Raw genomic sequence first — 14,793 nt, forward strand, 5'->3', positions numbered from 1 at the left:
TCAAAACCCTATAGGCCTGTACTCTACCTATATGGCCACCTTTTCTACTATGGAACAAATAATCATTTTGACCTAATTGCTGGTTGCTTACATAATCGTCAAGGTTTTTACGGATTGCATTATTTAATTTTATCTTCTTTTCTTTACTAGTTTTCTGTTCTTCTAAAATTAAGTACTCCTTAAATTGACCATTTTCATTATAAACATCCTTCACTCTCAAAGGCAAAATATCGCTTATCCTCAATCCGGTATTTAATCCAAATTTAAATAATAGGCCATACTTTGGATCTTTACCATTTAGATAGTAATACATTTGATCGATTTTCTTCCTATTTCTAATAGGTTCTACAGTCAAAATAAAACTCCTTTCTAATGTAACAAAATAAGAGTAATATCTATTAATAAATATATAATATTATACCATAAAGCCATAGAAAACAAAAATATAAAAAGCTATAATGGCTAAAATAACAAATTATTAATAGCAATCTATATGTAACTAAATATAGAAACTGTTACATTAATAATAATGTAGAAAGAAGGGGTAAGATGTTAGACATTACAAAGGTATTAGTCATCAGTAATGAAATCTCAGAGTATGAAAGGATTAAGAGCACATTAGATTCTTTAAAATTTTTTCAATTGGACTATCAAACTGATCTAAAGAGGGAGGGTAATTATTATGATTTTGTAATTGCTGATTTAGATTCATTAGATGGTCCTGATGAATTAAAAATTATTGGTAATTTAAAACAAACCTACAGAAGGTCCAATATTATACTCATAGGAGGAACAAAGGAAGGCCACTTAAGCAAAACACAAAAAGGAATGACTGTTCTATCCAAGCCTATATCTGAAGTAGAATTGTTAGAATGTCTATTTAATGCCATTTTAGAGGAAGTATCAAGTATATAAAGTTAAAAAAGTAAGAGGAGGAATTAGAGAATATGAAAAGAAAAAGTATTAAAACCTATTTAATAACTATCTTCAGTTTACTGTTTTTAGTAGTATTGATCAGTTCTGGAGTAATGTATTATAGGACTACATCAAAAGAATTAATTGATGATTCTAAAGATACATTGTTAGAGATCGCTAAATCTAGCGTCAAGATTGTAGAAAGCCGTATAGACGGAGAGTTTAAAACTGTGGAGACCATAGCTAATAGGGATAGAATTAGGGACATAACTTATCCTTTAGATGAGAAATTGAAGCTACTTCAGGGAGAAAAGGATAGAAATAAATACATAACATTGGGTATTTCTGATTTAGAAGGCAATTTGACTACAACTGAAGGTGAAGTTACAAATATTAAAGATCGATCTTATTTCCAAGAAGCTATAAAATCTGGAAGGGGCATTTCTGATCCCATTATCAGTAAAGTAAACAACTCCCTTAATTTAGTTTTTGCAGTGCCTATCAAACAGGATGATAATATTTATAGTCTTCTTGTAGCAGCTGTGGATGGCAACATATTGAGTTCGATTATAGAGGATATTTCCGTTGGAGATACTGGAGAAGCATTTATGATCAACAAGGAAGGCACCACTATAGCTCATAAAAACAGGGATTTGGTATTAAATATGGATAATGATTTTGAAAGTGTAAAAGAAGACCCAAGTTTAAAGGGGATTGTAGAGTTAGAAAAACTAATGGTAGAAGGTAAGATTGATTCAGGAGAATATGACTATAATGGGGTAGAGAAGCTTATGGGATTCGCTCCAATATCTAGTACAGGTTGGTCTATTGGGGTTAATGTGCTTCAGTCGGAAGTATTAGAGAATCTTTCGAAAATAAGGAATCAATCTATAATAATAACTTTAGCTGCCCTTGCAATTAGTTTGATTATTATGTACAGGGTGATTAATAAAATAATAGAACCAATAAAATTATTGGATGAGAATTTAGGGTCATTAGCTTCTGGCGATCTGACAGTGAAAATTTCTGAGAAATATTTAAAGAGGAAGGATGAGTTTGGTAGACTAGCCAATTCAGAGAAAAAGTTATTGGATTCAATGAACCAGATGATAGGTGGTATTAGACATATAGGATTAAACGTAGAGATTAATTCAGCAGATCTATCTGCAGCTTCACAGCAGATGGCAGCTTCAACGGAAGAGGTGGCTACAGCTGTTCAAGAGATTGCCAAAGGTTCCGAATTTCAGGCTTCCAATCTAATAGAGGTAAATGATATATTAGCAGAATTCGATCAAGAATTGGAAAACATGGTGCAATCTATAGTCCAAATCGATGGCTCTTCAAAAGGGATTTATGGGGATGTAGCATCTAGTGATGAGAATATGAAGGAGCTATCGGCTGCAATAGACAGTACAACTAAAACCATAAACTTGTTTTTAGATAAGATAGTAAAATTAGGGGAAAGCATTATGGAAATAGATAAAATTACGGATTTGATAAATGAGATTTCAGAACAGACAAATCTTTTAGCATTAAATGCAGCTATTGAGGCGGCAAGGGCAGGGGAAGCTGGTAGAGGATTTGCCGTAGTATCGGAAGAAATAAGAAAATTAGCAGAACAGACAAAAAATTCGATAGGAGATATAAATAATATAGTCCATGATATCCATGGGGAAGTAGATGTTATAAACCATTCAATCAATGATATTAATGAAGAGATGAACAGTCAGGAGAAAGTAACTATAACCACTATTGAACTATTTGAATCTGTCATGGAGTCTATAAGAAAAATGGTAGACCAAATAGGCGAGCTAAACCAGTCTACCGAAAATGTAAATCGTGGAAAGGATATGATAATATCAAGAATAGAAGAAATATCCTCAGAAGCACAACAGGTTTCAGCTTCTTCGGAGGAGATAGCAGCTTCCGCAGAAGAAATGAATGCTTCTGTAGAGGAAGTATCTGCTTCAGCTGAAGCATTAAGCGGCATGACGGAGAGTATGATGAAAGAAGTAGATAAATTCAAGATTCTTGAAGAAAATGAAAATAAAAAAGAATAAATCTATATAATTAGATTAGTAGAATTTAAAAAAGGCTTCCTTGATTTAAAATTTTCAATGGAGGTCTTTTTTATAACGAATAGGAAAGTTCTCACTTGTTAAATATTAATAAAAGAGGACTTTCCGTTATGAGTTTCAAGAAAAGCTTCCTTAAAAATGTTTCAATAAAAGCTTTTCTTATTTTTATTATTTATCATTTTGGTTTATAATAAGTATAGCATAATTAATTATTAAGGAGAGATGATAATGGATAGAGATTTAGCTTTGTCTTTAGTAAGAGTGACAGAAATTGCTGCATTAGCTTCTGGCAGATATATGGGTAGAGGTGATAAGATAGGAGCAGATCAGGCTGCAGTAGATGGTATGAGAGCTGCCTTTAACCTTGTTAACACTAAAGGCCAGGTAGTTATAGGAGAAGGTGAACTAGATGAGGCACCTATGTTATATATTGGTGAAATAATTGGAGCAGGTATGGATGTAAAAGCAGATATAGCAGTAGACCCACTTGATGGAACTACTCTTGTAGCTAAGGGTTTGCCAAATGCTATTTCTGTAATAGCTATGGCACCTAAAGGTTGTCTATTAAATGCTCCAGACACCTATATGAAAAAGATAGCAGTAGGGCCTAGGGCAGCAGGGAAAATTCATATAGATTCTACTATTGAAGAAAACCTATATTCAGTGGCTAAGGCTTTAAATAAGGATATTTCAGATTTAACTGTTATCATACAAGATAGGGAAAGGCATAGGGATATAATAGATGAAGTGCGAAAGATAGGCGCTAGGATAAAACTATTTGGAGAAGGAGATGTGGCTGCAGCCATAGCTACCGCCTTTGAAGATACAGGTGTAGATATTATGATAAGCATTGGTGGAGCACCTGAAGGAGTGATTGCTGCCTCCGCATTAAAGTGTATGGGAGGAGATTTTCAAGGAAGACTTTATCCAATGAGTGACAAGGAAATGGAAAGATGCAAGAGTTTAGGTTGGACTGAAGAAAAATTAGGACAGGTTCTCACAATAGATGACTTAGCTAAAGGAAATGATATATTTTTTGCCGCTACTGGCATTTCCGATGGAGATCTCCTAAAGGGAATAGTATATTATGGAGACAATTTAGCTAAGACCCATTCTGTAGTAATGAGGTCTAAAACTGGAACCATAAGATTTGTTGAAGCTCGCCATAGATTAGATAAAAATAATATTTTAAAGGAATTATTGAAAAAACATAGCTAAACAAATAGTACATACTATTTGACATAAAAACTACTAATAGAATATACTATATAGAGAATAATGAAATCATAGGGGGACTTTTCTATGGATAGGAATTTGGCTTTAAATTTAGTCAGAGTAACAGAAGCTGCTGCATTACAATCTGCTCGTTATCTAGGCAGAGGGGATAAAAACAAGGCAGATGAAGCAGCTGTTAATGGCATGAGGAAAATGTTTGATACCCTAGCTATTGACGGAGTGGTAGTCATTGGCGAAGGAGAAATGGATGAAGCCCCTATGCTCTATATAGGGGAACAGATAGGCAAGGCTACTAGAGATTCCATAAAGCTAGATATAGCTGTGGACCCATTAGATGGTACTACTGCTGTTGCCAAAGGGTTATCTAATGCCATATCGGTGGTAGCTGTAGCACCAAGAGGTTGCTTATTGCACGCACCAGATATGTATATGGATAAGATAGCTGTAGGACCAAAAGCAGCTGGAAAGATAAGTTTAGATGAAACTGTAGAAACCAATTTGAAAAGTCTTTCTAAGGCATTAAATAAGAATATTTCCGATATAACGGTGACTATGCTAGATAGACCAAGACATAAGGAATTAATCCAAAGGGTTAGGGAAGCTGGAGCAAGAATTAAACTATTCCAAGATGGAGATGTGGCTGCTGCTATAGCTACCTGTTTTGAAGACTCTGGAGTAGATATACTAATGGGTACTGGAGGAGCGCCAGAAGGAGTTCTTGCAGCTGCAGCATTAAAATGTTTAGGTGGAGAAATTCAGGGACGACTTCACCCTATAAAAGAAGAGGAAATAGAAAGATGTAAAGCAATGGGATTAGATGATATATATGGTCTACTTACTATGGACCATTTAGTAAGGGGAAAGGAAATAATCTTTGCAGCTACAGGCATTTCCAATGGAGAACTTTTAAAGGGAGTTGTCTATTATGAAAACTATATGGCTAAAACCTACTCTGTAGTCATGAGGGCTGAGACTGGTACCGTAAGGTTTATTGAAGCCATACATAGGTTAGATAAAAAACCTGAATATGCAAAATAATTTGATTTGACTTATAAATATTATAATGATATTATAATCCTAGAAATACTTATCTATCTGACATTTCTTGAGGTCATTCCAAAACTTGATTTATAGAAATAGGTTTTAAAAATCAGTATAAAGCCGCATGGGAATTATAAATTTAGACTTCCTGCGGTAGCTTTTTTTAAATTTTATGGAGGTGTAATTTTGGATTCAAGCATATTACGTGAGAAAAAACTGGAAGATCTCCGGGTTATAGCTAAAACCCTGGGTATTAAAAGCATTACTAAATATAGAAAAAATGAGTTAATAGATATGATATTGCAGAACACAGGAAAGGAAGAAGAGGAAGTGCCTCAGGAAAAGACCTCTGGGGAAATTGATATTAATGACATCGATATGGAAGAATTACCTGAGAAGGTAACTGAGGAATTGGAACAGATGGAGAATATTGATGGTGCTGAAGGAATATTGGAAATTCACCAGGATGGATATGGTTTCTTAAGATCAGACAATTACTTATCCGGCGATAATGATATATACGTATCCCCATCCCAGATTAGAAGGTTTAGACTTCGAACGGGAGATAAAGTATTTGGTATCACGAGACCTGCAAAATCGGGAGAAAAGTATAAAGCTCTTCTCTATGTAAAAAGTGTAAATGGTTTAGACCCGGAAACCTGCCTTAATCGACCAGATTTTGATAGTTTAACTCCAATTTATCCGAGGAAGAGGATTGCATTGGAAACAGTTCCAAACAATCTTTCCACTAGAATTATCGATTTAATGGCTCCTATTGGGAAGGGACAGAGAGGGATGATTGTCTCTCCACCAAAGGCTGGCAAAACAACTCTTCTAAAATCCGTTGCCAACGCCATTTCTAAGAATCACCCTGATATAGAAATCATAGTGCTTTTAATAGATGAGAGACCTGAGGAAGTTACAGATATGCAAAGGTCTGTAGATGGTGATGTGGTCTATTCTACCTTTGATGAGCTTCCCAATCACCATACTAAAGTAGCTGAAATAGTCTTGGAAAGGGCTAAAAGGCTAGTTGAGCATGGAAAAGATGTTATAATCCTATTGGACAGTATTACCCGTCTTGCAAGAGCCTATAATCTAACTATACCCGCTACAGGAAGGACCCTATCTGGCGGATTAGATCCTGGAGCTTTGCATAAACCTAAAAGATTTTTTGGGGCTGCTAGAAATTTAGAAGAAGGAGGCAGTCTAACCATATTAGCTACTGCTTTAGTTGAAACAGGTAGCAGGATGGATGATGTTATATTTGAAGAGTTTAAGGGTACAGGTAATATGGAAATACATCTAGATAGAAAACTTTCTGAAAAGAGAATATTCCCAGCCTTAGATATTAATAAATCTGGAACTAGAAGAGAGGATTTATTGTTAACTCAAAAGGAATTAGAAACTATTTGGAGTATTAGAAAGGCTTTAGGAAATGCCCCTACTCAGGATGTAACAGAGACTTTAATAGAGAATTTAATGGGCATTAAGTCTAATGAAGAATTTATAGTAGAGATGAGAAATAAAATTTGGTTTTAGTGTCAATAACTTTTGAAAATGTCAGTAAAAAATGAGCTAATTATCGCTTAAAAATGTCAGTATTAGGATATAATAATAACATCTTTGGGGCTTTGATATTGTAGCTGTTCAATTTTAAATGTCAAGGATAAAATGAACAAGCAAAGCTTGTCCTTGACATTTAAAATTTCACTAGCTTGTTTTGCAACTAGCCCCAAAGGATGTTAAAATATTGATATTAAGCGTATTTGCTTAAAAATATTTCTTCTAGGACACTGAGTATTTCTTCATAACTTTCATCGAAATAGACTTTTTTAAATTTATCATGGCCATATTTGAAATAGTGGTCATCTGGAGGTATATACTTAGTTTTAGGTTTATTCTGCTTGATCTCATGTTTTCTTTTAGGCTTTATGAAGTTAATTACTTCATAAACATTGCCCTGGTATTCTGCTTTAATTCCTACTGAAGTACTGATTATGACAGTGATCTTTGATTTCTTTGGGATTTCAGGCAATCCAGGGCTTTTTAATACCTGAAAATGTCTATTGTGTATAGAAAAAACACTGCCATTATCAATAGTTCTTGTTTGTTTAACACATAAAATATGATCTAGTATTAAATCATCAGTAAGCTTGCGATAAGCTAATTCACTGTCCTCTGGTTCTACAGCAAACATGGAGTTAAACTTAGGAATATATTTAAGCAAGAATTCATTAGCTTCCTCAACTGTATTAATCCCTGCAATTTTAAACTCAACGGGTAACCTACTTTGTAGCGTATTCCAAAGTCTTTCGACTCTACCTTTGGCCTGAGGAGAGCGTGCTGTAATAATTGCGATACCTAATTCTTTCATAGCCCTACCAAATTGGGTATCATTGATAATTTTGCCCTCTAGCTGTTCTTCTATGGATACTTTACTAGCATTAGGCGAACGGAATATCGTATGTCTATCTGTATAAATACAAGAAGGAATACCATGATTTAAAATCATTTGTCTAGTGATTTCTAAATATCCATGTAAGCACTCATTTTTAGTCATATAAAGACCTACAATTTCCCCAGAAGCATCATCAATAGCACCATGAAGAGAAAATTTATCAGTATTACCAAACCATTCGAAAGGAGTGGCATCTATCTGTATTAACATTCCTTTTCTAGCTTTTCTCTTCCGTCTGTAATGCTTCTTAGGTTTACGCCTCTTCTTAGGGCTTACAACACCATTAGAAGTTAGTAGATTATAAAGGGCATTGTAACTTATGGAAATACCCTCATTCTCAAGAAGAAGTTCTTGAAAATGCTTAAAATTGGCATCCTTGTATTTATCGGATTTTTTAAGTTTAACAATATTTTGTTTAAAATCATCATCGAAAGCATGATAAGGTTTCCTATTGGTATTCTTGTGGATAAGGAACGACACACCTTCTTCTTCCACTCCTTTTTTTAGGCGATAAATTTGTCGTTCACTTAGACCCAGACTTTCGGCCGCATCACAAGGTTTAAGGTTACCTTCAATCACGTTTGAGATGACTCGATATCTGTTTAATTGTTTTTCATTCAATAGATAATGCACCTCTTTTTTCATATTATTATTTTGACATAATCAAAAGATAATTATGAGATGACATTATCAAAAGATAATAACAAATAAAATTTGGTTTTAGTTGAAATTTTTTTAGGATTATGCTATAATTAATTGGTCAATTTATGTGAATTAATGTATTTTTTATACTGGCAATAAAGAGAGGTGAAAGCAATGAAAAAGGGAATACATCCAGAATATTATGAAGCTACAGTAAAATGTGCGTGTGGAAATACATTCAAAACCGGTTCAACAAAGGAAGATTTAAGAGTGGAAATTTGTTCAGAATGCCATCCATTCTTTACAGGTCGTCAAAAATTTACAGAACGTGGTGGCCGTGTGGAAAAATTCAAGAAAAAATATGGTATGGATTAGTCATTGTTTAAAACCAAATAGGTTAGTTGCCTATACAGCATCTAACCTTTATTTTTATTTAAGATGATTTAAACAATGGAGAATTGACAAGGGACAATGAACAATTTTAAATAACTGTCATTCTGAGGCGAAGGCCATAGGCACACTCATTGAATTAAGCTAAGGAAGCCGAAGAATCTAAGACCCTAAATAATTGTGCATTGTGAATTGAAGAAAAAGGATGTTAAAAAAATGAAGATAAAAGATCTTAATAGAGTTCCAAAACATATAACCACTATAGGCGGGCAAGCCTTAATCGAAGGCATATTAATGCGAGGGCCAAAGGATTTGGCCATTGCAGTAAGAAAGCCAGATGATGAAATAATATTGAAAAAAGAGAAACTAAACACCTTAGGTATGAGATATAAATTTTTCAGTCTTCCTTTAATAAGAGGTGTAGTGGGACTAATAGAATCTATGGCCTTTGGAATAAGGGCTTTAATGTATTCTGCTGAATTCTATGAAGAAGATATGGAAGAGGAAAATAAGGAGACCTTCTTAGATAAGGTTTTTAAGGATAAAAAGGAAGAGGCGGAAATAGTATTTACTCTAATGATATCTTTAGCATTTACCGTTCTACTTTTTATATTATTACCTAGCCTTATCACTAACTTTTTCAAAAAAGGGATAGAAAGACCATTTATATTAAACTTAATAGAGGGTTTAGTCCGTATTATGCTATTTCTCATATATGTAACTTTAGTATCTAAAATGGAGGACATAGGTAGAGTCTTTGAATACCATGGCGCAGAACATAAGACCATCCATTGTTATGAAAACGGTGATCCCCTAACTGTGGAAAATGTGAAAAAATATCCTATATTACATCCTAGATGTGGAACAAGTTTTTTATTCATGGTTATGATTGTAAGTATTTTAGTTCTGTCCTTCTTTGGTTGGCCTAATCCTTTACAAAGGGTTTTGATAAGGCTCTTAATGTTTCCTGTAATAGCAGGGATTTCTTATGAAATCAATAGGGTTATTGGTAAAAGCAATTCAGCTGTTGCTTATTTTCTATCCTATCCTGGATTATTAATACAGAGGATGGCTACAGTCAAGGAGCCAGATGAAGCCCAGATAGAAGTGGCTATAGAAGCGTTAAAGGCAGTTCTTACAGACAAAAGGGAAGAAGACCTATGGACATAAATCAATTATTGCAAAGAGGAGTAGATCTGATAAAGGATAGACCTTATACAAACCCTGTATTAGAGGCTACTCTTTTATTAAGCAAATTATTAAATGTGGATAAAACCTATATCTATACCCATGGAAAGGATAAAGTATCCAGACCTATTATGGATAAATTTCTAGAATTGATGGAGAAAAGAGCTGAAGGATATCCTATCCAATATATTATCAATGAGAAGGAATTCATGGGTTTAGATTTCTATGTAGATGAAGGGGTTTTAATTCCCCGGTCTGATACGGAAATCCTTGTGGAGTATGTTCTAGAATATATTGATAATAAATATAAAGGTAAACCCATAAATATACTGGATTTAGGCATAGGCAGTGGCACTATAGCTTTGAGCATCGCTTATTATAAAAAGAATGCTAATGTATATGGAGTGGATCTACATGATATTCCATTGAAGATAGCAAGAATAAATAAGGAAAGATTTAAACTAAATAATGTAAATTTATTTAAGGGGGATTTGTTTCAAGGAGTAGAGGGATTAGGAGAAAAATTCCATATTATTACTTCAAATCCTCCCTATATTCCTAAAAGGGAAATAGAGACCCTTCAAGAAGAAGTTAAGGATTATGAGCCTAAAGAAGCTTTAGATGGGGGAGAGGATGGGCTAGATTTCTATAGGAGAATAATCCCTGAAAGCAAGGAATATCTAATTAAGGACGGCTTATTGATTTTTGAAATAGGTTATGACCAAAGTAAGCAGATAACGAATATGATGGTAGATGAGGGATTTGAAAATGTAGGGATATTAAAGGATTTGCAAGGGCTAGATAGGGTGGTTTTAGGAATAATGGGTAAAAGGAGTTGGAATAGATGAATCTTTTAATAAAGTTGTTTATCTCCTTTTTTAAAATAGGTGCTTTCAGTTTTGGTGGAGGATATGCAATGCTTCCATTAATAAAGGAGGAGGTAATCGAAGTCCATAATTGGCTAACCAATGCAGAATTTATAGATATTTTAGCAGTATCGGAAATGACTCCTGGGCCTATTGCCATAAATAGTGCTACCTTTCTAGGATATAGGGTATGCGGTATATTAGGTTCTATCGTGGCTACCATAGCAGTAGTTTTACCTTCTTTCATCATTATGAGCATTATATTCCACTTTTTAAATAAATTTAAAGATTCCCCCTATACGGATTGGTTTTTCATAGGTATTAGGCCAATAGTGTTAGGGTTAATAGCTTCGGCTTCTATCTCAGTGGCTATGGACGCCTTTATAGATGTAAAATCTGTACTTATAAGCATAGGGGTATTTTATCTAGTTTCCTTTAAAAAGCTAAATCCAATATATGCAATTATATTGGCAGGAATAACTGGAGCAATCTTATATTAAGGTAGGTGGAATTTATGCTTTTTGATATGTTTAAAACTTTTTTTAAAGTAGGCGCCTTCACCATTGGGGGAGGCTATGCTATGATACCCATAATCCAAAAGGAAATAGTGGATAATAAAAATTGGATAAAAGAAGAGGAGTTTTTAGATATTATTGCCGTGTCTCAAGGTTCTCCTGGGCCTATTGCTGTCAATGTTAGTATATTTGTTGGATATAAATTAAAAGGATTTAAAGGAGCTTTAGCTTGTACTTTAGGGACTACTTTACCTTCCTTTTTAATTATACTTTTAATTGCCACTGTATTTTTCCAATTTAGAAACAACCCTATTATTGAAAAAGTGTTTTTAGGCATAAGACCAGCAGTAGTAGCATTAATAGTATCTGCTGTATATCAGTTAGCAAAAAAATCCAAATTTAACTATAAAAAAATATCCATATCGGTAATAACTGCATTGCTTATAGTTTTTTTAAGCATCAGTCCTATTTATTTAATATTAATAGGTGGTATAGGTTCCATACTATATTATAAAAACAAAGAGACTGAGGAAAAATAATTCTTTATAATATAGTACATTTATGCTATTCTAAACTAATGGATTGGATTTTTTAGCATTTTTCATGGTATAATATATATGGACTATTAATTTGATTATAAAATTTATATCTATAAATTAAGAAGAGTTTGGAAAGGAGGTATAATATGTTAGAAAAATTATCCTTTATTGAAAAGAAATATAAAGAGTTGAGCCAGAAGATAATAGATCCCGAAATTATAAATAATATTGAAGAATGGCAAAGACTCGTTAAAGAGCATGCAGATATAGAGCCAATTGTAATAAAATATAAGGAATATACTAGGGCTCAAAAGACTTTAGAAGAAGATAAGGAAATGCTTAAAGAAAAATTAGATGATGAAATGAAAGAATTATTGAAGGAAGAAGTTGCTGAGTATGAAGAACTTATTGAAAATCTAGAAGAAGAATTAAGGATACTCCTTATTCCAAAGGACCCAAATGACCATAAAAATGTAATCGTTGAAATAAGAGCAGGAGCTGGAGGAGACGAAGCAGGATTATTTGCAGGAGATCTATTTAGAATGTATAGTATGTATGCAGAAAGACAAGGGTGGAAGACGGAGCTGATGAGTTCTAATGAACAAGGAGTTGGTGGATTTAAGGAAGTCATATTTATGATAAAAGGTAAAGGAGCCTATAGTAGGCTAAAATATGAGTCTGGAGTCCATAGGGTGCAGAGGGTACCTACAACTGAATCCAGTGGTAGGATCCATACTTCTACAGCAACCGTTGCCGTATTACCAGAAGCTGAAGATATAGATATTGAGATAAATCAAAATGATATTAGGATTGATGTATTCCGTTCTTCTGGAAATGGTGGTCAAAGTGTTAACACTACCGATTCTGCCGTTAGAATTACCCATATTCCAACAGGAATGGTTGTATCTTGTCAGGATGAAAAATCCCAACATAAAAACAGGGATAAGGCAATGAAAATATTAAAAACTAGACTGTATGACCAAATGATGAGAGAACAACATAATGAAATAGCTGAGGAAAGACGTTCTCAAGTAGGTACAGGAGATAGATCTGAAAGGATAAGGACTTATAATTTTCCTCAGGGAAGGATTACAGACCACAGAATCAATATGACCCTATATAAGTTGGAAAACTTCTTAGACGGGGATATTGATGAGATGATAGATGGTTTAATAACTTCAGATCAAGCAGAAAAGCTAAAACAAGTAGGTTAATATAAGAACTCGGATAGAAAATTCTATCCGAGTTTTCTATGTTATAATATATGAAAAATGAAATATGGCTAAAGGGGGAAATCAATATATGAAATTTAATTTTGATCCGTTGATCTATCATTATCCATCTAGAAGGAATGTAATCTATGGTAAAAAGGGAATGGTTGCTACTGGAAATCCATTGGCAGCAAATGCTGGATTGGAAATATTGAAAAAAGGTGGCAATGCCATAGATGCTGCTATTGCAACAGCTGCAGCTTTAACGGTAGTGGAACCTACTGCCAATGGAATAGGTGGAGATGCTTTTGCATTAGTTTGGTCAAGGGGAAAACTTCATGGCCTTAATGCTAGTGGACCTTCTCCTAAAAAGATAAGTATAGATGCTTTAAAAGAAAGGGGATTAGATGGAATTCCTACAACTGGAGTAATACCAGTAAATGTGCCAGGTGCTCCTGCAGCTTGGGCTGAGTTATGGAAAAAATTTGGCTCAGCATTGGAATTTAAGGAACTATTAAAACCTGCTATTTCCTATGCAAAAGAAGGATTCATTATCCAACCTGGTGTCGGTAGTGTATGGGAAAAATCCTTCTATAAATATTCCAAAGTATTAAAGAAGGATAAGGCTATTCAAGGATGGTTTGACACCTTTGCACCAGAAGGCAAATTAATGAAAGCTGGAGATTTGCTCTGTTTAGAGCATCATGGGAATACATTAGAAGAAATAGGGGATACCCTTTCTGAAAGCATATATAGAGGGGAATTGGCGGAAAAAATAGCTAATTTCTTTAAAGAAAATGGCGGATTTTTAGAGTTATCCGATTTAGAAGAATACTATCCAGAATGGGTAGAACCAATTTCCATCGATTATAAAGGTTATGATATTTATCAATTACCTCCAAATGGACATGGGATTACGGTTTTAATGGCATTGAATATATTAAAACAATTAGAACTGGGAGAGATGAATTCCTTTAACAGTACCCATTACCAAATAGAAGCTCTTAAATTAGCCTTTGTAGATGTACAGAAATATGTAGCAGATCCTAGGGCTATGAAAGTTACCGTGGATGAACTTTTATCAATGGAGTATGCAAAGAATAGAGCTAAATTGATTAATCATAAGGCGCTAATGCCTGAAGTTGGTAAACCATCCCAAAGTGGTACTGTTTATTTAGCCACTGCAGATCAATACGGAAATATGGTTTCTTTCATTCAAAGCAACTATATGGGATTTGGCTCAGGTATAGTTATTCCAAATACGGGAATAGCGATGCATAATAGAGGTTGTAATTTTAATTTAGATCCGGAATCAGCTAACTGTTTGGAAGGAGGTAAAAAATCCTACCATACCATAATACCAGGATTCTTAATGAGAGATGGAAAGCCTGTAGGCCCTTTCGGGGTAATGGGAGGATTTATGCAACCCCAAGGCCATTTACAAGTGTTAATAAATACCATAGAGTATAAATTAAATCCTCAGGATGCTCTAGATAGGCCTAGATGGCAATGGACTGGAGATAGGACTATAGAAATTGAACAGTCCTTAGACAATAATCTTGCCTTACAATTAGAAAGGGCAGGTCATGATATAGTAGTAAAGGCAGATAGTACGGGTTTTGGTAGGGGAGAAATTATTTGGAGAGATGATAATGGAGTTCTATGCGGCGCCTGTGAACCTAGAACCGACGGATACGTAGCCGTTTGGTAG

The 14,793-nt window shown here is 34.2% G+C and carries 14 protein-coding genes; 12 read left to right on the top strand and 2 right to left on the bottom strand.

Features of this window, described 5'->3' with window-relative positions; translation table 11 throughout:
* Positions 1–355, bottom strand: a 355-nt coding sequence (locus CUL_RS16755) for a tyrosine-type recombinase/integrase (protein WP_035142817.1), incomplete at its 3' end; no start/stop codon positions are given.
* A gap of 194 nt (positions 356–549) precedes the next feature.
* On the opposite strand from CUL_RS16755, the gene CUL_RS0105580 reads away from it, so the two are divergent.
* From CUL_RS0105580 to rho, 5 genes are all read left to right on the top strand, one after another.
* Positions 550–915: a hypothetical protein gene (locus CUL_RS0105580; protein ID WP_025640766.1), complete on the top strand. Its 366-nt coding sequence runs from the start codon at positions 550–552 to the stop codon at positions 913–915.
* Between the two features lie 32 nt (positions 916–947).
* A complete protein-coding gene (locus CUL_RS0105585) occupies positions 948–2,975 on the top strand; it encodes a methyl-accepting chemotaxis protein (protein ID WP_025640767.1) in 2,028 nt (675 codons plus the stop codon).
* Positions 2,976–3,221: 246 nt separating this feature from the next.
* Positions 3,222–4,211: a class II fructose-bisphosphatase gene (gene glpX, locus CUL_RS0105590; protein ID WP_005583120.1), complete on the top strand. Its 990-nt coding sequence runs from the start codon at positions 3,222–3,224 to the stop codon at positions 4,209–4,211.
* An 84-nt stretch (positions 4,212–4,295) separates the two neighbouring features.
* Complete coding sequence (gene glpX, locus CUL_RS0105595; RefSeq protein WP_025640768.1) at positions 4,296–5,267, top strand: class II fructose-bisphosphatase; 972 nt, start codon at positions 4,296–4,298, stop codon at positions 5,265–5,267.
* Between the two features lie 189 nt (positions 5,268–5,456).
* Entirely contained in the window at positions 5,457–6,812 is a 1,356-nt protein-coding gene (gene rho / locus CUL_RS0105600; protein ID WP_025640769.1) for a transcription termination factor Rho, read from the top strand.
* A gap of 217 nt (positions 6,813–7,029) precedes the next feature.
* Here rho and CUL_RS0105605 read toward each other — a convergent pair whose 3' ends face one another.
* Positions 7,030–8,352, bottom strand: coding sequence for an ISNCY family transposase (locus tag CUL_RS0105605; protein WP_025640770.1), 1,323 nt, complete (start codon positions 8,350–8,352; stop codon positions 7,030–7,032).
* Positions 8,353–8,547: 195 nt separating this feature from the next.
* Between CUL_RS0105605 and rpmE the strand changes: the two genes are divergently transcribed.
* The 7 genes from rpmE to CUL_RS0105640 all read left to right on the top strand — a co-directional run bounded on the left by rpmE (position 8,548) and on the right by CUL_RS0105640 (position 14,793).
* Positions 8,548–8,748, top strand: coding sequence for a 50S ribosomal protein L31 (rpmE, locus tag CUL_RS0105610; RefSeq protein ID WP_005583126.1), 201 nt, complete (start codon positions 8,548–8,550; stop codon positions 8,746–8,748).
* A gap of 231 nt (positions 8,749–8,979) precedes the next feature.
* Entirely contained in the window at positions 8,980–9,933 is a 954-nt protein-coding gene (locus tag CUL_RS0105615) for a DUF1385 domain-containing protein (RefSeq protein ID WP_005583127.1), read from the top strand.
* A complete protein-coding gene (gene prmC / locus CUL_RS0105620) occupies positions 9,924–10,799 on the top strand; it encodes a peptide chain release factor N(5)-glutamine methyltransferase (protein ID WP_025640771.1) in 876 nt (291 codons plus the stop codon). The genes CUL_RS0105615 and prmC overlap by 10 nt, the downstream gene beginning before the upstream one ends.
* Entirely contained in the window at positions 10,796–11,317 is a 522-nt protein-coding gene (locus tag CUL_RS0105625; protein ID WP_025640772.1) for a chromate transporter, read from the top strand. The genes prmC and CUL_RS0105625 overlap by 4 nt, the downstream gene beginning before the upstream one ends.
* Positions 11,318–11,331: 14 nt before the next feature.
* The gene (locus tag CUL_RS0105630; RefSeq protein ID WP_005583129.1) at positions 11,332–11,871 is read left to right on the top strand and encodes a chromate transporter; all 540 of its coding nucleotides are present in this window, start codon (positions 11,332–11,334) and stop codon (positions 11,869–11,871) included.
* Between the two features lie 146 nt (positions 11,872–12,017).
* Positions 12,018–13,085 carry a peptide chain release factor 1 gene (gene prfA / locus CUL_RS0105635; RefSeq protein ID WP_005583130.1) on the top strand — a complete coding sequence of 356 codons (1,068 nt, stop codon included), beginning with the start codon at positions 12,018–12,020 and terminating at the stop codon, positions 13,083–13,085.
* Positions 13,086–13,173: 88 nt separating this feature from the next.
* Positions 13,174–14,793, top strand: a complete 1,620-nt coding sequence (locus CUL_RS0105640) for a gamma-glutamyltransferase family protein (RefSeq protein WP_005583131.1) — start codon at positions 13,174–13,176, stop codon at positions 14,791–14,793.

Origin of the sequence: [Clostridium] ultunense DSM 10521 (assembly GCF_000511955.1) — a bacterium.
GTDB lineage: Bacteria > Bacillota > Clostridia > Tissierellales > Tepidimicrobiaceae > Schnuerera > Schnuerera ultunensis.

Coding starts and splice junctions, on each gene's coding strand:
- CUL_RS0105580 (WP_025640766.1), top strand. CDS start 550: ATGTTAGACATTACAAAGGTATTAGTCATCAGTAATGAAATCTCAGAG.
- CUL_RS0105585 (WP_025640767.1), top strand. CDS start 948: ATGAAAAGAAAAAGTATTAAAACCTATTTAATAACTATCTTCAGTTTA.
- glpX (WP_005583120.1), top strand. CDS start 3,222: ATGGATAGAGATTTAGCTTTGTCTTTAGTAAGAGTGACAGAAATTGCT.
- glpX (WP_025640768.1), top strand. CDS start 4,296: ATGGATAGGAATTTGGCTTTAAATTTAGTCAGAGTAACAGAAGCTGCT.
- rpmE (WP_005583126.1), top strand. CDS start 8,548: ATGAAAAAGGGAATACATCCAGAATATTATGAAGCTACAGTAAAATGT.
- CUL_RS0105615 (WP_005583127.1), top strand. CDS start 8,980: ATGAAGATAAAAGATCTTAATAGAGTTCCAAAACATATAACCACTATA.
- prmC (WP_025640771.1), top strand. CDS start 9,924: ATGGACATAAATCAATTATTGCAAAGAGGAGTAGATCTGATAAAGGAT.
- CUL_RS0105625 (WP_025640772.1), top strand. CDS start 10,796: ATGAATCTTTTAATAAAGTTGTTTATCTCCTTTTTTAAAATAGGTGCT.
- CUL_RS0105630 (WP_005583129.1), top strand. CDS start 11,332: ATGCTTTTTGATATGTTTAAAACTTTTTTTAAAGTAGGCGCCTTCACC.
- prfA (WP_005583130.1), top strand. CDS start 12,018: ATGTTAGAAAAATTATCCTTTATTGAAAAGAAATATAAAGAGTTGAGC.
- CUL_RS0105640 (WP_005583131.1), top strand. CDS start 13,174: ATGAAATTTAATTTTGATCCGTTGATCTATCATTATCCATCTAGAAGG.